This window comes from Photorhabdus sp. RM323S, from assembly GCF_042879375.1.
In the GTDB taxonomy this organism is placed as follows: Bacteria; Pseudomonadota; Gammaproteobacteria; order Enterobacterales; family Enterobacteriaceae; genus Photorhabdus; species Photorhabdus tasmaniensis.
In genome coordinates this window covers 1-21,435 of sequence record NZ_JBHFKZ010000020.1, presented here as the reverse complement: position 1 = coordinate 21,435, position 21,435 = coordinate 1, and the positions used below count along the sequence as shown (strand labels likewise).

Here is a 21,435-nt window from a genome sequence, read left to right as displayed (position 1 = left end):
CTGCCGGGCAGATGAAAATCAGCGAACGTGGATATGAGCATTGCCAGCCGGGTAAGCGAAAAAATATTTCAGAATCAGGTTCAGTGAAATGCCGTAAGCTGGCAGAAAAAAGAGCAAGCATATTAATAATTTAAAACAGTAATCCACTAATCCAATCTCGACCCAGTTAGCGGCCATGAAGGCGTCAGTACTACGGTAGAAGGCGATAAAGAAGAAGGCAAGAGTATCAAGCAGATTGCCAAAGAACATAGCGACGGCGGGAGCGACCCACCAGTTACGTTTTTGGCGCAAGCGGTTAAAGACATATACATCCAGTATTTGCCCAAGTGAATAGGCCATAAAGCTGGCACAAGCGATACGGGCGACAAATAGATTGAATTCAAACAGCGCTGTAAACTTTTGCCACGTCCCTTGGAAGAAGAGGGCTGAAATAATATAAGAGATCAATAGTGCAGGGATCATAACAGTAGTAATGATTCGCCTTGCCAGCGGGGCACCATAGATACGAACCGTCAAATCTGTTGTAAGAAAAATAAATGGAAAAGTAAAGGCTCCCCAAGTGGTATGAAAACCAAAAATAGAGACAGGTAATTGCACCAGATAATTACTAGAAGTCATAATCAGGATATGAAATAAAGAAAGCCAAATCAAAGCAGTAGTTCGTTGCTGCGTAGTTGTAGTCAATGAAAGCATATTGTACCTTTTTGGATAATGGGGTGAGGGAACCCAATGAAATATCTGCCGCTTTAGCCGACAGTGCATCGTATGATACGTCTGTTGCCCACAAAATCAAAATGCCAGCCTGTAAAGTTAATTTTTGATAGCTTTTTTATAATATAATCTACTTTCATAAATTGCTTGAAATGACAGAGATAGTTATGCCAGATGTTTTTGCCAATCCAGATAAGACTCTTGATACACAAGGACTTCGTTGTCCTGAGCCTGTGATGATGGTACGGAAAACCGTACGTCATATGGAAGCAGGGCAGATGTTATTAATTCTTGCTGATGATCCGGCAACCACGCGTGATATTCCCGGTTTCTGCCGTTTTATGGAGCATCAGCTCGTGGCGCAAGAAACAGAACAGATGCCTTATCGCTATCTGGTTCGGAAAAAAGAGGGCTAACATTAACGTTGAACAGACTATAAAAGTGACGGGAAGCTTCCGGTTCTACGGCGGCGGAAATTACTGAGATGGAGGGTGAGCCAGACCACGGGCACAGGATATGGGCCGACCGTTGGAATAAGACCCATATCCTGATTGATATTACAGAAATCACTCACTGTATAGCGCTAAACAGATTTCATTATTTCACTTTCATTCTCAGTAACCTGACAGCATTTGCCGTCACAAGAGCGGTAGCGCCAGAGTCCGCGAGTACTGCCATCCACAGACCCGTAATACCCAACAGACTGGTGACAAGGAAAACCCCTTTTAATCCCAGCGCAATAGCAATGTTCTGGCGGATATTATTGTGAGTGGCGCGAGAAAGGGCGATGATTTCCGACAAACCGGTCAGACGGTTGTGAGTCAATGCTGCATCTGCGGTTTCCAACGCAACATCAGTACCGCTTCCCATAGCCACACCGATACTGGAAGCTTTCATTGCAGGTGCGTCATTAATGCCGTCACCGACCATCATTGTGCTGTGATCTTTATTCAGCGTCATAACAGCGTTGACTTTATCTTCCGGCATTAATCCAGCGCGGAAATCTATTCCTAACTGACCCGCAATTGCGGTCGCAGCACGCGGGTTATCACCTGTTAGCATTACTGATTTTATACCCTGATCTTTTAGTAAACGAATGGCATCTATTGCATCCTGACGCAATGTATCCTGCATAGCGATAAGGCCGGTAAATCGCCCATCATGCATCACGGCAACAACGGTTTTACCGTGATCTTCTAATTGAGCAATTTTTTGTTTCCAACGATTGGATAACGTGCCCTCTGGCAGTTTTCCGGGCGCACTGACTAGAATGCGTTTGCCGTCTAACTGACCTTCAACACCAATACCTGCCAGCGCCTTACGATGATCAGCTTCAGTGACATTAATGTTTTTACTTTCCGTATGTTGCAGGATAGCTTTGGCCAGTGGGTGATGAGAGCCGCTTTCTACTGCGGAGGCCAGAGCTAATAGCTGAGATTCGTTGATATTTTCTACTGGTTGTACATCAGTGACTTGGGGTTTACCGGCGGTCAGTGTACCTGTCTTATCAAAGGCGATGGTTGTGATTCGGCCAAGTTGCTCCAGTGCTGCACCACCTTTAATCAGCGCACCCCGGCGGGTTGCGGCGGCAAGTGCTGAGGTGATTGCAGCTGGTGTGGAAATCACCAGAGCACAAGGGCAACCAATCAGTAGTAAAGTAAGGCCACGGTAAATCCAAGTTTCCCACGGTTGGCTGAATACTGTGGGTGGAATTATAATCACCAACGCAGAAAATAGCATAATCAGCGGCGTGTAAATCCGGCTGAAACGATCAATAAAGCGCTCAATAGGTGCGCGGCGTTCTTCTGCTTCTTCAATCAGTTGCAGGATGCGGTCAATAGCGTTGTTACCCTGTTCGGACAGCACTTTCATCTGTACTGAACGATCCACAGACAGACAACCTGCCGGGACTTTTTCTCCCAGCATTCGTTCAACTGGAATGGATTCACCTGTCAGAGCACTTTCATCAAAGCTGGCGAATGAACTGAGTAATTCAGCATCAGTCGGTAAACGTCCACCTGGTGCAACCTCAATAATATCTCCGGGGCGTAGATCGGCGACCGGGACAGTTTTTTTCTCACCATTTTTTACCAACAGTGCTTCTTCCGGGACCAATGCCATCAATGCGCGCACGCCTAGACGTGCGCGGCCGGCTGCGTAGGATTCCAGCATTTCACCAAGCATAAACAGCAGCAGTACCATTGCCGCTTCGGCGGTGGCATCAATAAATAGCGCGCCGATTGCCGCAACGCTCATCAATGTTTCAATAGCGAATGGTGTGCCTGACCGTATTAGCTGCCAAGCTTTGCGGGCAATAGGCACCAATCCAATGACGGTGGTGATAATAAAGGCAATACGACCAAGTGGGGCGTTAACATTGGAAATTCCCCAGCTTGTTAGCATCATCAGTGAAAGAATGATGATCGGTGCAAATTCTTTCCAGCGACTGCTTTTTGCTGCCTTCTGATTTGAATCTGGGTTATGTAGGTCAAATCCAGCCTGATTAACGGCTTGGATAACTGCCGAACGTATATCTGTATCAGCATCCACGACCAGTTTTTCAGTTGCAAATAGAACTTTGGCTTGCTTCACTTCTGGAATTTTACTGACTGCCGTTTCAATTTTGCGAGCACAGCTTGGGCAATCCATGCCATTAACAATCCAACTAAAACGCTGGTTTGCCAAAAGCTCAGGCGCTTGTGTCTCTTGTACATCATGGGAATGATTGTGCTCATGTGAATAAGACTCATCATGTTCATGGTTATGTGAATGCTCACTAACGGTTTTTGCCTGATCTGTGCAGGCAGTAGAACCACAACTGCTTCCATGCTGGTGGTTATGCTGGTGAGTGCTATTTTTGTTTGAGTGCATAGGCTCCCCCTATAGAGAGTCAATTCAACGATAATGACTAAACTCTACACTCTGGAGCCTACTCTAGAGTCAAATGAAAAAGAGAAAATAAATTGGTGAATTGTACTACTTATCATTAATACTCATTTTCATCTGCAATAGAGGAGCTTCATGGTAGAGCAGATAAGCGAGGTGTAATGCAAGTAAACACTTACAGAGGGAATATGTACGAGGCACCATTAGAGTTTTTTCTCATATTCATGACGCAAGGTTTTTGTGTGAGTACATTTTTATGTTGAGAAAAGCCAGTGCAGTTATAGTTATGATGCTTGATAATATTTTTGTTGACTTATTTTTTATTACGTGAAAAAGTTGTTGTGAATTTGTTAATGAAGTTTATCAGTGTCCTTGCTTCAGGAGAGATAAAATGATCAGTATGACTTCCAACTAATTACATCAATAACTCTTATGTTTTATGCCGTGGAAGATTATTTCTACGGCATAGTACCCAACATATAAAATATAGGCGTGTTTATGGTTAAGAAGAAACGGATAGTGATAACCTCTATGAATACATAAAAAATAATGTTAGTGATGTGAGCGAGGATGACATAAATTTCTCCCTTTCTCTTTTTAGAGAAAAAGCTACAAGATAATTTGACAACAATAAATTCTGATTTCAAAGCAGCGACTTTCCCTAGTGTCAATGGCGTAGCTGCTTCATATGCCTTTGGGGATATTATGAGATTCTTAGGTGGGTATGGTGAGATACTTAGTAAGAATAGAAGAATTGGAATTCACTCTCGTAAAATAAAAATAGAAATAGAAACGCAAGAGATATTTAAAAATGAAGGGTGTAATATATGTGGTCTTCGACAAAGATAATAATCACTTATTCTGTTGTTTTTAATTCTTTGAGAATGCTTATTGGTGCTACTTCATCGATTTATCTTTTAAGTAAAGGTGTATCTCTTGTCGATCTTGGTTTAATGAAAACCATGCAGGCCAGCGTTTTTTTTATATTGGATATACCAACCTCTTATCTTGCTGATAAGATCAGTAGAAAATATGCGATAGCTCTTTCTGTTTTTTTTGGCGGAGCTTGGCTGGTTTTAACGGGGGTTTCATCCACTTTATATGGTTTTTATCTGGCTGAGTTTTTTAACGCGATCTCTTTGACGATAATAGGTGGAACATATAATTCATACTTGATTGATGTATATAAATCAGAGGGTGGTAAAGACACTCATCGGATACTGGGGATTAACGGTAAATATCATTATATGTCTATGGCTATTGCCGCTATGATTGGCGCTGCAATAGGTGATATAGATTCCAGATGGATATGGATTCTTGCCGGAACCGGTAGTTTTATATTGATGTTTTTTTCCTTTTTTCTTCCTGAATCAAAGGTTAAACCAGTAAATGGGAAAAAATCAGGGTTAATAAATGATATAAAGGAAATATATTCTCTTTTAATTAAAGGAAGTAAAGGTTTCTTATTTGTATTTTTCTCTGTTGTTACAAATATAGTGTATTTCCAAATATTACTTCAGTATTGGCAACCCTATGCTTTTCATGGATTTTCTGGCGGAGTTAAAGGTTCCTTGTCATATGGAATATTATTTGTTTTTATGCTTATGGCTCAATCTGTTGCAGGATGGATCATCAGTAAAATCAGTGACAACAAAAAATTGATTTGGTTTGGCTTCCTTTTAATGTTTGTTTCCAGCGGAATATGCTTGCCAGGAGGGAAGAGTTATCCATACTTAATACCTGTAGCTTTAATTTTTATGTTTGGTAGTAACCAATATCTAACAATGGGATTGAGAGCTGTTTATCACGATTATTTTGATGCCAGCCTGAGATCAACATTTGACTCTTTATTATCAACATTTGCACGTTTAATCGTTTTAATACTCTTTCCGGCAGTTGCATATTTTACCGAAACTTTCGGATGGCAAATAATGTCATATTCACTCATTATCTTGTCTTTAATGGTTATTTTTCTTTATGTGTTTAGCCTGAAATTGTCGCTCAGGCAAACACACTAAAGATCTCTTCCAACACAGAGCAAATAAGCGGGCGGCTATGAATGAACGGTAACATCTATTAGCAGAGTAATCCATTTCACGCATGGTTGGTAAGGGAAAGTCATATTTAGCAATTATCACTCCTCATCACCAATGTGGATATTCTCTGTCAGATAGTCCAGAAATACTCGAACTCGTGATGGAAATTGGCGGCCTGGGCCAACAAAAACTGCATATATTTTTTCCTCATCACCAGGATTATAATTTTCAAGTACAGGCAGCAACAGACCAGCCTGAATATCGGCATTCACATGGAAACGTGCCAAACGAGCTAAACCAAGTCCGGCTATCGCAGCTTTACGCATGGTTTCTCCATCACCGAGCAACAAATTACCTGAAGGCAGTTGTTGCACCCACTCTTCTGAATCAATGAAAGGCCAGACTTTCACATGGCGGGTAAAGCCAAAACCGAGCCGATTGTAGCGACCGAGGTCTCCAGGCGTAGAAGGTATCCCCATCCTTTCAAGATATGAAGGAGCTCCTACCACAACCATTCGGCTTGAGCCCAACCGCCACACCATAAGATGCGGGTCGTCCAGAGGACCAACGCGAATCGCCACATCACTGCGATCATCAAGTAAATCCACTACCAAGTCGCACAATGAGATGTCGAGTGTGATCTCTGGGTAGCGTTGCAGAAAATCCGGCAGCAAAGGCATCAAGCAGTGCTTTCCAAACGCAACATGGCAATGCACGCGTATTCGTCCACGAGGCACTGCCCCCTGATTTGCTTCTTGTTCAGCGGCTACGATGTCCTCCAAAATCCTAATACTGCGCTCATAGAAAACAGAACCCTCAGGTGTTAACTGAAGCTTACGTGTCGTTCTATTGAGCAACCGAACACCAAGTCGTATCTCCAGTCGATTGATAAGCTTACTGACCGCTGATGGCGTCATACCGAGCTTGCGAGCAGCAGCGGAGAGGCTTTCCAACTCAATCACCTGAACGAATACAGCCATTTCTGTAGATCTATTGAATTTGTGCATAGATATTTGAATTTTTTTCCAAAATCCTATGAATAAATGAATTTTAGTCTAATAAGCTCGTTTTTTCTAAAGTTAAAGATATATTTTTACTATGACAGCCCGGTAATTTCAGTGTCTACCCTTTCCAAAAAACACCTAATTTTAAGGTTCACCAGCGGGAATCACCCCGTTGAGCTTCCTCCTATGGGAGTTGATTTTGAGAAAAGAGGAAATTCTCTGAGAGAGTCAGTGGATTATTTGCACGAGGTATGGTGAGGAAAGCGGCTACTGTCTGAATTTGGCATCTGATCCAGAAGAAAAAGTATCAATATATCTGACTCGGGGCGGGTCATAAGAATCCCCCGTGATTGTGGATTGCAACTTCGCGGTGGGGAAAATCGCTATTGTCACAGCCAGTGACTTATTTTGAATTTGAATTGAAACACCACACAACTATTCATTATGTAGCATGTTTTCTATAACGTGTGAGCAGGATTAACCTGCTCACACAAGACGTATAGCTACATCAAAGCAGTGCGACTTTCGTCACATTACATCATGCCACCCATACCGCCCATGCCACCCATACCGCCTGCTGCACCTAAATCAGCTTTATCATCTTTAGGCAAGTCAGTCACCATACATTCAGTAGTGATCATCAGGCCAGCAATAGATGCTGCGAATTGCAGTGCAAAGCGGGTCACTTTAGTTGGATCCAGAATACCCATTGCGATCATATCGCCATACTGTTCAGTAGTCGCGTTATAACCGTAATTGCCTTCACCTGCTTTCACGCTGTTTGCGATAACAGAAGGTTCTTCACCTGCGTTGTCAACGATCTGACGCAAAGGTGCTTCCATTGCGCGCATTGCAACACGGATACCTACGTTTTGATCTTCGTTGTCGCCTTTCAGACCAGCAATAGAAGCAGCAACGCGAACCAGTGCAACACCACCACCAGCTACCACGCCTTCTTCCACTGCTGCGCGAGTTGCATGCAGAGCATCGTCAACACGGGCACGTTTTTCTTTCATTTCAACTTCTGTTGCAGCACCGACTTTGATAACAGCAACACCGCCAGCCAGTTTAGCTACGCGCTCTTGCAGTTTTTCACGGTCGTAATCAGAAGTAGACTCTTCGATCTGCTGACGGATCTGAACAACACGGCCAGAAATCGCAGTCTCTTCGCCAACACCGTCAATAATGGTTGTGGTGTCTTTGTTGATAACGATACGTTTTGCCTGACCCAGATCTTCCAGAGTCGCTTTTTCCAGCTCCAGACCGATCTCTTCAGAAATAACGATACCGTTAGTCAGAACAGCGATATCCTGCAACATAGCTTTACGGCGGTCACCGAAACCAGGCGCTTTAACCGCAGCAACTTTTACGATGCCACGCATAGTGTTAACCACCAAAGTTGCCAGTGCTTCACCTTCAACATCTTCAGCAACAATCAGCAAAGGCTTACTTGCCTTAGCTACGCCTTCCAGAACTGGCAACAGTTCACGGATATTGGAGATTTTTTTATCTACCAGAAGAATATATGGGTTTTCTAACTCAACAGAACCGTTTTCTGGTTTGTTGATGAAATAAGGAGAGAGGTAGCCACGGTCGAACTGCATGCCTTCAACGACATCCAGTTCATCTTCCAGGCCTGTACCTTCTTCAACGGTGATTACACCTTCTTTACCGACTTTATCCATCGCTTCTGCGATCAATTTACCCACAGTTTCGTCGGAATTAGCGGAGATAGTACCTACCTGAGCAATAGAGGTGGAATCTGAGCAAGGTACGGACAGCTTTTTCAGTTCTGCAACTGCGGCAATCACGGCTTTATCAATACCACGTTTCAGATCCATTGGGTTCATGCCAGCGGCTACGGCTTTCAGACCTTCAGTAACAATAGATTGAGCCAATACAGTTGCAGTGGTTGTACCGTCACCCGCAGCATCATTCGCTTTAGAGGCAACTTCTTTCACCATCTGAGCACCCATGTTTTCGAACTTGTCTTCCAGTTCAATTTCACGAGCAACAGAAACGCCGTCCTTAGTGATTGAAGGCGCACCAAAAGATTTATCCAGAACAACGTTACGGCCTTTAGGGCCGAGGGTTACTTTTACTGCATCAGCAAGAATATTCACACCACGTAGCATCTTAACGCGAGCGTCGCTACCAAATTTTACGTCTTTAGCTGCCATTGTTTCTTTCCTTTAAATTCGTTCAGTTAAGAAGATCTAAGCGCAACAATTACGCTTCAACAATTGCCAGAATGTCGCTTTCAGACATGATCAACACTTCTTCGTTGTCGATCTTCTCTGACTTAACACCGTAACCATCGTTAAAAATAACGATATCTCCAACTTTCACACACAGTGCTTTTACGTCACCGCTTTCAAGGATGCGGCCATTGCCTACAGCCAAAACTTCACCACGAGTAGATTTACCCGCAGCAGTGCCAGTCAGCACAATACCGCCAGCAGATTTTGATTCAACTTCTTTACGCTTGACGATTACACGATCATGCAATGGACGAATATTCATTGATAGCTCTCCTATAAGAAAGTCCATATCAGGTAAGAGGATTGATACCAGTATGCTTTCATTGAACTAGTATCATAATAGATTAAATGGGGACTTATTTATGATACTTCAAGGGCAGGCAAAAAAATATTTTACTTTTTTCTTACCTACAAGAAAGAAGCCAATGATTTGACAAAACATTCAGCAGATAACCTCTTATCAACGGGGCTTATGTTCGTCGTCATCGGATTTAGGGTCGTTCAACTTACGGGAGGGGTCATCTTGCTTGCGCTCGTATTCCCCCTCAAAGGTATTACTCTCGCGTTTGAACCCACCGCTATTATGAGGCCGATAGAAATTGATATGCGGCATCAGTTTCATCATTAATGTTTTTTGAACCGGCGGCAGTAACAGCAGCAAGCCAAGGAAATCAGTAAAAAAACCAGGGCATAGTAACAGGAAACCTGCCAGCAAAAGAGACACACTTTTTACCATTTCTGCCGCCGGACTCTCCCCGGCAACCAGCTTTTGCTGGATCTGGATAAAATTCTTTATTCCCTGATTGCGTACCAGAGAGATACCGACACAAGAAGTAAACAGCACCAGTAACAGAGTTAACAACACACCTAATTCAGAGGCAACACGTACAAATAAGGTTGACTCAATGTAGACAAGCAAAAATATCAGGATCAATGGCAACCAACGCACTTGGTGCTCCTTCAATTGATGTGGATGAAAAGGTTGTATCCTGAATAAATCATATTAACAAAATCCAAGGAACAACCAAATTAACATTTTTTCAGTTTATTAGAGATATGATTGGGGTCACAACCATCGTTTTCAATCCTCTGAAAATCTTACTGATTAGGTTCATAATTGTGATGGATGTCACATATATCAAATCACGTTAAGCAAATACCACTATAAAGTGATCCAGATTCAATGCATTTATTGCTAACCAGCATATGATCACGCCAGCAATCTGGTGATAAAGGGTTCGTATCACAACTATTGCTGTTGGCAACATAATTATTTAACAAACGCATAATTAGACAGTAAAAACGTAATCTAATAAGAAGGTTCTCATGTCAAACAACATTCGTATCGAAGAAGACCTGTTAGGTAAACGAGAAGTCCCCGCTGAAGCCTATTACGGTATTCACACCTTACGTGCGATTGAAAACTTCTACATCAGTAACAACACCATTAATGATGTACCCGAATTTATCCGTGGCATGGTGATGGTAAAAAAAGCCGCCGCCTTGGCTAACAAGGAATTGCAAACTATTCCAAAAAAAATTGCGGATATCATTATCAAAGCCTGTGACGAAATACTTACCACTGGCAAATATATGGACCAATTCCCAGTTGACGTGTTTCAGGGCGGTGCCGGTACTTCACTCAACATGAATACCAACGAGGTTCTGGCAAACATCGGTTTGGAATTGTTAGGTCATAAAAAAGGTGAATATGAGTACCTGAACCCCAATGATCATCTGAATAAAAGCCAGTCAACCAACGATGCCTACCCAACGGGTTTTCGCATCGCAGTTTATAACGCCATCATGAAACTGATCGAGTCTCTTGAACTGTTGATCACCGGCTTCGATAAAAAAGCCAAAGAATTTGATGACATTCTGAAAATGGGCCGCACCCAGTTACAGGACGCAGTTCCTATGACGCTGGGACAGGAATTCAACGCGTTCTCAATCCTGCTGAAAGAAGAAGTTAAAAACCTGAATCGGACTTCTCAACTGTTGTTGGAAGTTAACCTTGGCGCTACTGCTATCGGCACCGGTCTGAACACCGCACCAGGTTATCAAAAATTAGCGGTTGAAAAACTGGCCGAGGTCACTGGTTTACCTTGCGTACCCGCCGAGGACCTGATTGAAGCAACTTCCGATTGCGGTGCTTACGTTATGGTTCACGGCGCGCTGAAACGCCTAGCGGTTAAGCTGTCTAAAATCTGTAATGACTTGCGTTTGCTCTCTTCCGGTCCTCGTGCCGGTCTGAACGAAATCAACCTGCCCGAATTGCAGGCGGGTTCTTCTATCATGCCGGCAAAAGTTAACCCTGTTATTCCAGAGGTTGTGAATCAGGTTTGCTTCAAAGTCATCGGCAACGATATTTGTGTTACTATGGCATCCGAAGCTGGTCAGTTACAGCTAAACGTAATGGAACCCGCTATTGGTCAGGCCATGTTCGAATCTATCTCCCTGTTAAGCAACGCTTGCCGCAACCTGGTAGAAAAATGCATTAACGGCATCACGGCGAACAAAGAAGTTTGCGAAAACTTCGTATTCAACTCGATCGGTATCGTTACTTATCTGAACCCATTCATCGGTCACCATAATGGTGATATCGTTGGTAAGATCTGTGCTGAAACCGGTAAGAGTGTTCGTGAAGTCGTGCTGGAACGTGGCTTACTGACCGAAACTGAGCTGGATGATATCTTCTGTGTAGAAAACTTAAAACGTCCAGCTTATAAGGCCAAACGTTGTGATGATTAAACCTATCGAGTAGGCGTTATTGTTACAAGCCGCTCTTAACGGCAAAGAATGACAAATAAAACAGCCTAATGAGAATGGTAATAATTTGTTGAATATAATAAAAAATAGCTCTTAGCAACAAGGCACGCAACTCCAATTGGATAGCGTGCCTTTTTACTTCCCTACATGCACAAAGTATTAACCTAAAATTTTCAAATTTTTAATTATTTCAAGGAGTAAATATTATGTTAGCCGTAGAATTGGTTATCGTTCTGCTGGCCATCTTCCTAGGTGCAAGATTAGGGGGGATCGGCATTGGATTTGCCGGTGGTCTTGGCGTTTTGGTACTGTCAGCAATTGGCGTTAAACCGGGGCATATTCCATTCGATGTTATTTCCATCATTATGGCGGTCATCGCGGCAATCTCGGCAATGCAAGTTGCCGGTGGTCTGGATTATCTGGTTCAACAAACTGAAAAATTGCTGCGTAAAAATCCAAAATACATCACGATCCTCGCGCCTATCGTTACCTATTTCCTGACACTGTTTGCAGGTACAGGTAACATCTCTCTGTCAGCCCTGCCAGTCATTGCTGAGGTTGCAAAAGAACAAGGCATTAAACCATGCCGTCCGCTTTCCACTGCGGTTGTCGCAGCCCAGATTGGCATCACCGCTTCGCCAATCTCCGCTGCGGTCGTTTATATGTCTTCTCTGATGGAAGGCCACGGTGTCAGCTATATTCATCTGCTGATGGTTCTGTTGCCATCCACTTTTGCGGCTATCGTTCTGATGTCCTTTATCATCTCCTGGGTATTCAATTCTAAACTGTCTGATGACCCCGTTTATCTGAAACGTCTGGCAGAAAACCTGGTGACTCTGCGTGGCAGCAAACAGATTGAAATTAAACCAAGAGCTAAAACTTCCGTTCTGTTGTTCTTGGCAGGCGTTATCAGTGTTGTTATTTACGCTATCGTCAACAGCCCAAGTATCGGTCTGGTTGAAGAGCCACTGATGAATACCACTCACGCGATTCTGATCATTATGTTAAGTATCGCAACTATCACCACGATGTCCTGCTCAGTTGATACTGACGCCATTCTAAACTCCAGTACCTTTAAAGCAGGAATGAGCGCATGTATCTGTATTCTGGGTGTTGCATGGCTAGGTGACACTTTTGTACAGGCGAATATTGATTGGATCAAAGGCACTGCCGGCGGCTTAATCCAATCTCAACCCTGGTTGCTGGCGGTTATTTTCTTCTTCTGTTCCGCCCTACTCTATTCACAGGCTGCAACAGCAAAAGCGCTGATGCCAATGGCTCTGGTTCTGAACGTCACACCACTGACGGCAATCGCTTCTTTCTCCGCAGTTTCCGGATTGTTTATTCTGCCTACTTATCCAACCTTGGTTGCCGCAGTTCAGATGGATGACACCGGAACTACCCGTATCGGCCGTTTCGTCTTCAACCACCCGTTCTTTATTCCCGGCACCATAGGGGTTGCTTTGGCTGTTGCCTTCGGCTTCTTGTTCGGTGGTATGATCCTCTAATCCCGTCAATAACAACCTAATTCAGGGGCGTACACCGCCCCTGAACTCTTCCCTGAAATGATGCTCTTTTCTCTGAAAACCCTTGATTATTGTCTTAATCTTAACCAGAACACTTTCTGGTCTGACAGCCATCGGTTATAGTGCTGAATATTTCTATTCTATCTAGCGATCATTAACCTTATGATTAAACGTACTCTGATATTGTTTTTACTGCTTTGCAGTACGATGTTTACCCCACTGGCAGCGAATGCGCTGTTTGAACAACCGGGGCAAAACCTGTATTTGCCGGCAGATCAGGCATTCATGTTTGATTTTCAGCAAAAAGGCGACAAACTGACACTAAATTGGCAGATCAAACCAGGTTATTACCTTTACCGCAAACAACTTCGTATTGAGCCACAACAAGCCACACTAGGTAAAATTACATTGCCACAAGGTACGGCTCATCAGGATGAATTCTTTGGTGAAACTGAAGTTTATTTCCAACAACTCGCATTAAATGTTCCTATTACAGAGGCGAATGATAAATCCAATATCGTCGTCACTTATCAGGGCTGTGCCGCGGCAGGATATTGCTATCCACCGGAAACCCGCCTTGTTCCATTAAGTACGGTTATCCCATCAAAAACAACTAACGCAATACCCACCGAACCTGTTCAGAAAGCGCCAGAAAGCGCATCAAATGACCAGCAAGATTTACCTTTCTCACCACTTTGGGCGCTTTTGATTGGCATTGGTATCGCCTTTACACCTTGTGTACTACCGATGTATCCACTGATTTCCGGCATTATTCTTGGTAGCCAGCACCCAAAAAATCTAAAACAGATCTTCTGGTTGGCACTAAGCTACGTTCAGGGAATGGCAATCACCTACACCTTACTTGGATTGATTGTCGCCGCTGCGGGTTTACAATTTCAGGCCGCACTGCAACATCCATATGTGCTGATTGGTTTGTCGATACTGTTTATTCTACTGGCACTGTCGATGTTCGGCCTTTATTCCCTGCAACTACCTTCCTCAGTTCAGACTCGCCTGGTCAACTGGAGTAACCAGCAAAAAAGTGGCTCATTCTTTGGTGTATTCGCTATGGGTGCGTTAGCGGGATTAATTTGTTCTCCTTGCACTACCGCGCCTTTAAGCGCCATTCTGCTCTACATTGCCCAAAGTGGTAATACAGTGGCAGGGGGCGTAACCCTTTATCTTTATGCTTTAGGAATGGGATTACCGCTTATTGCCGTTACCCTGTTTGGTCATAAACTCCTGCCACGCAGCGGTCCCTGGATGCAGTATGTCAAAGAAGCTTTTGGCTTCATTATTCTTGCACTGCCTGTTTTTCTGCTGGAAAGAGTTATCGGTGATATATGGGGAATACGGTTATGGAGCCTGCTGGCGGTCAGTTTCCTGGGATGGGGATTTGCTCTGACACTCAGAAGCCAAAATGGTTGGATGAGAGTCATGCAACTGATATTGTTAGTTCTGATGCTGATCGCCACCCGCCCATTGCAGGATGGGTTTTGGGGTACGACAGTGACACAACAATCACAACACAGCCTCAATTTCCGCCAGATAAATAACTGGCAAGAATTGGAACACCTAATGGCACAAAACAATCATAAAACCGTCATGCTTGATTTCTATGCTGACTGGTGTGCCGCATGTAAAGAATTTGAAAAATATACTTTCAGTGATCCACAGGTTCAATCACAACTACATGAAACCTTGCTGTTACAGGCAAATGTCACAAATAACAGCCCACAGCAAAAACAGCTGTTGGAAAAGCTGAATGTGCGGGGATTACCGACTATTCTGTTTTTTGATTCTCAAGGAAAAGAGATCCCCGATTCACGGGTAAATGGTTTTATGAATGCAACCCGCTTTAACGAACACTTGCAACACCTGCAAAAATGATCTGAAGGAGAACACCGTGCAACGAGAACACGTTCTTAGTCATGTCTTAAACTTACTGGAGCAACATGGCTTATCCGCCACAACTGAGATGCTCCTTGGTTCACTTAACATGGATATGGAATATCTAAAGCAGTTCTGGCCCGATCGGGAAGCACTGCTTTATGACAGCCTGCGTTATCACGGTCAACAGATTGAAATCTGGCAACGACAGATGTTATTGGATGAAAATCTGACACCAGAGCAAAAGCTACTGGCTCGTTATGCAGCACTTGGTGAAAAAGTAAAAGAGAAACGCTATCCAGGCTGCCTGTTTATCGCGGCCTGTAGTGCATTCCCTGAATCTGACCACCCTATCCATCAATTAGCTGAATTACAAAAACAGAGTTCTTCCCATTACACCACCGAGCTATTACATCAACTGGATATCGAAGATTGTGAACTGATTACCAAACAGATGGAGCTGATTTTGGAAGGTTGCCTGAGTAAACTACTGATCAAACGGGATATTGATGATATCGCGACGGCAAAACTACTGGCAGAAGATGTTTTGGCTATCGCCAAATGCCGCAAAAATGATGCGTTAAGCTAATAAAAATCAGCCTAAGATGAATAACCACACAAATTTGGGGCAAAAAGTCAGCAATCAATCGTCTTTTATCATTTTTTATCAGAAAGGCATTGACGACTTAGGCTGAATGCGGTTTAATGCGCCCCGTTGCCCGGATAGCTCAGTCGGTAGAGCAGAGGATTGAAAATCCTCGTGTCGGTGGTTCGATTCCGCCTCCGGGCACCAATTCAAAGTGCGCTTGTTGGGAGATAAAAACTTAACGAGCGACCAATACAAGAACCCGAATGTATGACTTTGGTTAGTTTAGCTTTTCAGTATTTCGATATTGAACTGAACACAAGGGTTACAAAGCTAGGATGCCTAAGAACTTGGGCGTCCATTTTTTGCTTGTAATGCAATACTTACAAGTTCTATTGCAACTGTCAAGCCATCCAAACTAAAATCAATGAATTAATTAACACGATGTTGTAGTTGGTTACTCAACTTTCCTAAATTGATCAGAAGAAAGTCAGTTATGGGAGATTGTCTCAGTTCAAAAGAATTCCCTATCTTGCGACAGGGAATTTGTAATAGATATAAGACAGGTTCAATCAATAGCAGGCATATTCTGCTTTATCCGATTAACATTTCGCCTCTCTCTGGTTCAACATCGATATACAGCATCAACTCACGCTCCAGCGCACGCCCGGCAATATCCAGATTGATATCAATATATTCCATCGTTGTGGCAATACTGCGATGGCCCAGTAATCCGCGCACCATTTGCAAATTACGATCAGGCGCTTTCATCAGTTCAGTTGCCAATGTATGCCGGAAACGGTGTGGACCCACATCAAATCCACACTCCTTTGACAAGCGCCGAAAGAATGATTTTATCGTCTGTAGCGGGTCGGTTTCATTTCCTCTGTCTGTTTTGGCGGTAAAATAATTCACACAGAACAGGGGATCATTCAGTTTTGCCCCAGCGGCCCGGGCACGCTCCAGCAAAATCTCCAGTCGTGGATACAGCCATTTCACCACCGGCACCTGGTGTTCATAATGGTTCTTACTCCCCTCGGAACAAAGAATAATCCGGCGCTCATTCAGATCAACATCCCCCAGCCGGATATGTAATAACTGATTTTGCCGCATCCCGGTATAACGCAACGTATCCAGTACCGTCAGCCAGAACCAGGTCGGATATAATGCACAGCGGGCACGATGGTTATCCCCTGTCCGTCGCTCCCGCTCTTCAAATTGCCCCATCGTGAGATACAAGGCTGTCAGTTGTTTTTTGGTCAATGTTTTCTTTTTATTTTTGTTCGCATTGACCTTTACACCATTAAATGGGTTTTCCGTTTGGGGCAGTATCTTTTCTTCTATCGCCAAATTAAACACCGCCTGCATATGCGTAATCTTACTGTTCCAGGTCACACCTTTCAGTCCGCGCTGATGCAACACATATCTGCGCCATGCCAGGACCTGCTGTCGGGTCACTTGAGCAGGCCGATTGTCGACACCTGCAAACACCTGGAAGGTATTCACCACCTTGCGATAACTTGACTCGGTATCCGGCCGCAAAATTCTGGCAAAAAAATACTCATCCAGCAGGTTATCCCAGGTCATACTGTCCATCTCTACTTCCTCACTTCATCAATTTAAAAACCCATTGCGGGGCGCAGAAAATAACATATTGTTATTAAAGATGCTTTCTCATGAAATCATGAGAAAAGGGCTATCTTCCGGTACAGAACGGTCACGATAAAGCAACGTGTTTTTGATTAAGTAGCCATGAATACGTTGATAGGAGCCAGTCCGATCAGCCGAATCATAAAGATGACAGCAACAAAAACACTTTCCACCACTGACTCGATGTCGTCTCAGTCGCTCAAATGCGGTTTGTACCCGTTTCCATTTTCGGCTAACCTCTTTGCCATCCGCCTGCGTCTTCTCACCGAGAAACTGGAAGAAAATGGCCGGCGCACTCACAAACACAAAACCACTGACCAGATGTATCCGGGCTTTCGGCGTATTAAGGGTCATCACCCCATGCCTTAATCCAGCGGACAACCAGTCCCAGAATTGCTCGCCAATACAGGATGTCTCATCGGCATTTTCGTTCTGCCCTGTTGCCTGAACCGCGTGTGGTGAAGGCACCGGCGTGTATGGCGGTACGATTTCCGCTTCACAGGCCATAACCTGTTCTGTCACTGTATCTGCAACATTCATCCCCATTAATGACAATAGCTGTTGCGTGCTCCCATCCGGCGACATCCCCTTCTCCGGCGCGACGGTCATGACGGCAGAAGAGATCTCATCAACCGGCCTCACGGCTGATGAAACAATTTCAGTCATCGGGTTATCTTCCTGCCGGCTCTGAGAGGGCAGAACACTGTCCATTGTTGTTGATAAAGGCGTAGCAGAAACATCAGGACTTTTTGAGGCAATAATTTGCGGCGATGCAGCCGAGACAGAGAATATTGCCGGCGCACCGGTTTGACTCAAAGCTTCTGTGATTATCTGACCTATCGCGTTATCTTCCTTCATCTCACCGGATAGAAAACAAAACAGCGAAGAGAAGGCATCAGGTATGGACGCCAGCCAGGTCAATGCCTTCACCGGCAACAACCGCCCGGCGAGTACCCCCCCGAAATGACAGGCAACCATCATCTCCACTGGGGGTGTTTTGAACCGGAAACGATACGGCCCCTGCGGCACAGCCAACCCAGGATACCAGGGTTGCCCTTCGTCCAGTTCACCGTCAAATTGGGCTAAAACAGGTAAAAAATGAAATAACGCAGCGTAAAACACCACCGTGTTCCATATCATACTTTGTTCTGCCTGCGTTTCAGGGGCTACACCCGGCGGTAACATCTGCCCTTTCGCCAGACGTACCGCAAATGCAGTACATTGCAAAGTCACATCTATCAAGCCACCCAGGTGGGCATAAGGCCCCTGCGGTGCCGCCGGAAGTTGTTGCATCAATGCAACACACTCATGTAACGGGGCCAGCCACAATGCCTGATAGTGTGTTTTAGGTAATGCGCTATTGTCCCACAGACACTGTAAACACTGCCGTCGCCGGGCAGTATCCAGCAAGAGCCTGGACTCAGAAGGCAAAAAGTAGCCTGCTTTGACCGTTTCTGGGATGGCGGTGGGTTGTGGAAGTGACTTTTTTCCTACGGATATTCCCGCCAGCAGGATTTTAATTTTTTTCAACACGATTAATCTCCTCTTTTTTCCCAAAACCCTAATACATCCTCTGACAGGGACAAGGCAAAACTCTTTTCCGGGAATAAAAATTAATCGATGAAAACCGCACGCAATGATTCAAACGTTCCCAATTCCGTCACGGGTAAACGAAGCGTGTATCCGGTTATTTCGTTGAATCAATCATGATAAGTACAAAAGGCACATGGCGGCTCATGCAAGAAAGGATTAAGGGAAATAGAATGTGTCCAGTGCATCTGGGAAGCACTATCGATTCAGACCAAAACGTGTCAGAGATGAACAAAACAGCCTCAATCGATTTATTTCTCATCTCCGTCCTGTTGGATAAAACTCCGGCCCAAGAGCCGGACACTCCCCCTCAGAGGAATATTCCCCCAATGGGTAAATCGCCGGCGTCATATCCGCCGGCAGTAGTGTTATCAGACGCTCAGGCAAACCTGAGCCTGTTTTTTATGTCAATTCACCACAGGAATTTCCCTGCGGGATAACATTGTCAGCGCACTCACATCCGTCATGTGAAATATTGCCGAGAATGTAGTCCGGCCCAACCACTTTACGGATACCGTCCTCATCTTCCTCGCCAAATTCCAGTGTATCAATGCTACCCTCTTCCCTCTGCCCATTCCGGTATCTGTCGTAACCACAAAAACTACGGCCACCTTTAAAATAATGGGTGATATGGCAGTGATATTGCCTGGATAAAGGTGTTATGACTTTTTCATACCACGGTTCCCTGGGTGTTTTGTCAAAATGTCCGGTCAGACTGCCATCATCATTGTGCTTCCAGGCTATTTCATAACCTCGCGGCTGTGCCATACCGTACAATCGGATATACAACTCACGAGTCGTTTCGTGATTCCTTAACAATCCACCGCAAAATCCATTGATTTCACTCGCAAGACGGGTCGGTATCAGCAGAAACAAGTCACAAGGAACTGTCTCTGTCAGCCGGTCATCAAGATGAGACCACAGCATTTCCGTGTCACGTTCTGCGTTCCAGTCAACCAGACCGAACCAGTCGCAGGACTTTTGGTTAAACAAAGCTATGATGGTTTCCTGCGCTGCCGGGAGCAACGTCTCCCATTTTCGCGCGGACAGACCACTTTTTTGGTATAGCCTGTCAATCTGTTGGCTGGTGACTTCATCAAGCGCAACATTATCTTTTAACAAGGCCAGCCATTGCTCAAACGCCCGGTTTTCCGATGAGTCTACCCCTGTTCCTTTCGCTACCAGCGCCGGATAAAGTGGGTAATCTGTCGTTTCAGTGGGTTGCAGGAGACCGGCACAGCCCGCGACAAACAGCTTAATACTTTGATGGATAGCCTGCCCGTAATAGGGAATGACGTCTCCCAATCCCCATTGTTGCAGAGCAACCAGTTGGTCAGGTTGACCCGTGATATGCAAACGATTAGCGTACCCCTTCGACATAGTAAAAAATCCTCTTTTTTTACCTGAAAGAGGGCTTACCCTGTGGAGGTAATGCCCCCACAGGCAAGTGATAAGTTCAGCGATGTGAAAAAAGGCTATCCCGCTTTTGGATAGACCTATCCGAATTATTTATAGCCGGACAGCCGGTCTCCACAATTTTGTGGCCTGTACATCAGGGCGCCTTCTTTTTCCAAACGCCGCGATAATCCTGCCCGTCATCACCCGGTACAAATCAGGCCGGAAACGCCTGCCATGACGACGGGCGACTTTATTCTTGCGGACAGTTTTTGGGGCTGTTTTGGTCTTAATCTTTTTCATCAGTAACGCTCCGAAATAAAAACGGGCGTTATCCCCTGACGGGAAATAACGCCCGTCAGGGTGAAAACGACTGCCGGCATCCCGGCAATCAGGGATAAAATTGTGTGATAATTTGTGTGGCTGTCAGCGTCACCTTCAGATCACATTTGTCATTCAGTAACCGGTTGAGTGTCAATACGGAGAAACCCAGCTTTTCCGCAAAATCATCTCCGCCCACCGCCTCCCGGGCACGTTCATACCAGTCTTCGTCCTTCTCTGGATGATAACCGTAAGCATAAGCGACAAGATGCCTGCCGTTTTGCATCGTACCCATATCAGACATGATATAGTCGGGTAGAAACAAGTCATTACTGACTCATTCCCCCCTAAGAACGGTACGTGCTAGTTTCCCAGCATACCGCTCAAGCCTTTATAAGTTCCTTCACAGGAACCAGCTTCATGACTGTGTAATTGTTGATGACAATTAGGGTGTAACAACTCTAAATTGCTAAGCTCATCTCCGCCCCCTTTTACTTTCTGAAGCTTATGATGAACATGCCATCCAGTTTCAGAGGTGATCAATTGATCACATCGCGGACATCGTTTGCCTTGCTTATTCCAGAGTGTTATCAACTTCCTCTTACCGCCATGGGTATTTTTTAGAGCATAATCTAGTCGCTTTTCAAAATATTCTTCCCATTCTGGTAAATAAGGATTTGCTGCTGTTTTGATTTTAATATGGCGTTTTATTGGTGTATCCATCGCCTGTATAAGTGTACGACGCACACCTTTTTGGTCTTCTGCAGAGAACTCCCAACTACGGGTTCCCTGCCGCGGAAAGTATTTCTC

19 protein-coding genes and 1 tRNA gene are annotated in these 21,435 nt (G+C 44.6%); 7 read left to right on the top strand and 13 right to left on the bottom strand.

What is annotated here, in order from left to right; all coding sequences use genetic code 11:
- Positions 1 to 18: 18 nt before the first annotated feature.
- The gene (locus ACGF7G_RS10710; protein WP_133815639.1) at positions 19 to 693 is read right to left on the bottom strand and encodes a 7-cyano-7-deazaguanine/7-aminomethyl-7-deazaguanine transporter; all 675 of its coding nucleotides are present in this window, start codon (positions 691 to 693) and stop codon (positions 19 to 21) included.
- A 185-nt stretch (positions 694 to 878) separates the two neighbouring features.
- Here ACGF7G_RS10710 and tusA point away from each other — a divergent pair, with 185 nt between their 5' ends.
- Positions 879 to 1,127: a sulfurtransferase TusA gene (gene tusA / locus ACGF7G_RS10705; RefSeq protein WP_133815640.1), complete on the top strand. Its 249-nt coding sequence runs from the start codon at positions 879 to 881 to the stop codon at positions 1,125 to 1,127.
- A 181-nt stretch (positions 1,128 to 1,308) separates the two neighbouring features.
- Here tusA and ACGF7G_RS10700 read toward each other — a convergent pair whose 3' ends face one another.
- Positions 1,309 to 3,582: a zinc/cadmium/mercury/lead-transporting ATPase gene (locus tag ACGF7G_RS10700; RefSeq protein WP_387465362.1), complete on the bottom strand. Its 2,274-nt coding sequence runs from the start codon at positions 3,580 to 3,582 to the stop codon at positions 1,309 to 1,311.
- A gap of 842 nt (positions 3,583 to 4,424) precedes the next feature.
- Between ACGF7G_RS10700 and ACGF7G_RS10695 the strand changes: the two genes are divergently transcribed.
- Positions 4,425 to 5,615: an MFS transporter gene (locus ACGF7G_RS10695; protein WP_387465360.1), complete on the top strand. Its 1,191-nt coding sequence runs from the start codon at positions 4,425 to 4,427 to the stop codon at positions 5,613 to 5,615.
- 116 nt (positions 5,616 to 5,731) lie between these two features.
- Here the strand turns inward: ACGF7G_RS10695 and ACGF7G_RS10690 are convergent, their stop codons facing one another.
- The 4 genes from ACGF7G_RS10690 to ACGF7G_RS10675 form a co-directional block, all read right to left on the bottom strand.
- Positions 5,732 to 6,613, bottom strand: a complete 882-nt coding sequence (locus ACGF7G_RS10690; protein WP_387465358.1) for a LysR family transcriptional regulator — start codon at positions 6,611 to 6,613, stop codon at positions 5,732 to 5,734.
- A 557-nt stretch (positions 6,614 to 7,170) separates the two neighbouring features.
- Positions 7,171 to 8,817 carry a chaperonin GroEL gene (gene groL / locus ACGF7G_RS10685; RefSeq protein ID WP_133815645.1) on the bottom strand — a complete coding sequence of 549 codons (1,647 nt, stop codon included), beginning with the start codon at positions 8,815 to 8,817 and terminating at the stop codon, positions 7,171 to 7,173.
- A gap of 49 nt (positions 8,818 to 8,866) precedes the next feature.
- Positions 8,867 to 9,160, bottom strand: a complete 294-nt coding sequence (locus tag ACGF7G_RS10680; RefSeq protein WP_011148251.1) for a co-chaperone GroES — start codon at positions 9,158 to 9,160, stop codon at positions 8,867 to 8,869.
- Positions 9,161 to 9,358: 198 nt separating this feature from the next.
- Positions 9,359 to 9,847: an FxsA family protein gene (locus ACGF7G_RS10675; RefSeq protein ID WP_133815646.1), complete on the bottom strand. Its 489-nt coding sequence runs from the start codon at positions 9,845 to 9,847 to the stop codon at positions 9,359 to 9,361.
- A gap of 377 nt (positions 9,848 to 10,224) precedes the next feature.
- On the opposite strand from ACGF7G_RS10675, the gene aspA reads away from it, so the two are divergent.
- From aspA to ACGF7G_RS10650, 5 genes are all read left to right on the top strand, one after another.
- The gene (gene aspA, locus ACGF7G_RS10670) at positions 10,225 to 11,649 is read left to right on the top strand and encodes an aspartate ammonia-lyase (RefSeq protein ID WP_387465355.1); all 1,425 of its coding nucleotides are present in this window, start codon (positions 10,225 to 10,227) and stop codon (positions 11,647 to 11,649) included.
- Positions 11,650 to 11,873: 224 nt separating this feature from the next.
- On the top strand, positions 11,874 to 13,175 hold the full coding sequence (locus ACGF7G_RS10665) for an anaerobic C4-dicarboxylate transporter (RefSeq protein WP_387465353.1): 1,302 nt from the start codon (positions 11,874 to 11,876) through the stop codon (positions 13,173 to 13,175).
- Positions 13,176 to 13,355: 180 nt separating this feature from the next.
- On the top strand, positions 13,356 to 15,083 hold the full coding sequence (locus ACGF7G_RS10660; protein ID WP_387465350.1) for a protein-disulfide reductase DsbD: 1,728 nt from the start codon (positions 13,356 to 13,358) through the stop codon (positions 15,081 to 15,083).
- Positions 15,084 to 15,099: 16 nt separating this feature from the next.
- Positions 15,100 to 15,672 carry a transcriptional regulator gene (locus tag ACGF7G_RS10655; protein WP_387465348.1) on the top strand — a complete coding sequence of 191 codons (573 nt, stop codon included), beginning with the start codon at positions 15,100 to 15,102 and terminating at the stop codon, positions 15,670 to 15,672.
- A 128-nt stretch (positions 15,673 to 15,800) separates the two neighbouring features.
- Positions 15,801 to 15,876 (top strand) — tRNA-Phe (locus ACGF7G_RS10650).
- Between the two features lie 387 nt (positions 15,877 to 16,263).
- Here ACGF7G_RS10650 and ACGF7G_RS10645 read toward each other — a convergent pair.
- From ACGF7G_RS10645 to ACGF7G_RS10615, 7 genes are all read right to left on the bottom strand, one after another.
- A complete protein-coding gene (locus ACGF7G_RS10645; RefSeq protein ID WP_387465345.1) occupies positions 16,264 to 17,265 on the bottom strand; it encodes a tyrosine-type recombinase/integrase in 1,002 nt (333 codons plus the stop codon).
- A 78-nt stretch (positions 17,266 to 17,343) separates the two neighbouring features.
- Positions 17,344 to 18,852 (bottom strand): conjugal transfer nickase/helicase domain-containing protein, encoded by a 1,509-nt coding sequence (locus ACGF7G_RS10640; RefSeq protein WP_387465343.1) that lies wholly within the window; start codon positions 18,850 to 18,852, stop codon positions 17,344 to 17,346.
- Positions 18,853 to 19,167: 315 nt separating this feature from the next.
- Positions 19,168 to 19,296, bottom strand: a complete 129-nt coding sequence (locus ACGF7G_RS10635; protein WP_256448170.1) for a hypothetical protein — start codon at positions 19,294 to 19,296, stop codon at positions 19,168 to 19,170.
- Between the two features lie 15 nt (positions 19,297 to 19,311).
- Positions 19,312 to 20,289 (bottom strand): DUF1281 domain-containing protein, encoded by a 978-nt coding sequence (locus tag ACGF7G_RS10630; protein WP_387465339.1) that lies wholly within the window; start codon positions 20,287 to 20,289, stop codon positions 19,312 to 19,314.
- Between the two features lie 129 nt (positions 20,290 to 20,418).
- On the bottom strand, positions 20,419 to 20,607 hold the full coding sequence (locus tag ACGF7G_RS10625) for a hypothetical protein (protein WP_082300852.1): 189 nt from the start codon (positions 20,605 to 20,607) through the stop codon (positions 20,419 to 20,421).
- Positions 20,608 to 20,695: 88 nt separating this feature from the next.
- Positions 20,696 to 20,929: a DUF3085 domain-containing protein gene (locus ACGF7G_RS10620; protein ID WP_387465336.1), complete on the bottom strand. Its 234-nt coding sequence runs from the start codon at positions 20,927 to 20,929 to the stop codon at positions 20,696 to 20,698.
- 59 nt (positions 20,930 to 20,988) lie between these two features.
- A partial coding sequence (locus ACGF7G_RS10615) for an HNH endonuclease signature motif containing protein (RefSeq protein ID WP_387465334.1) occupies positions 20,989 to 21,435 on the bottom strand: 447 nt, incomplete at its 5' end.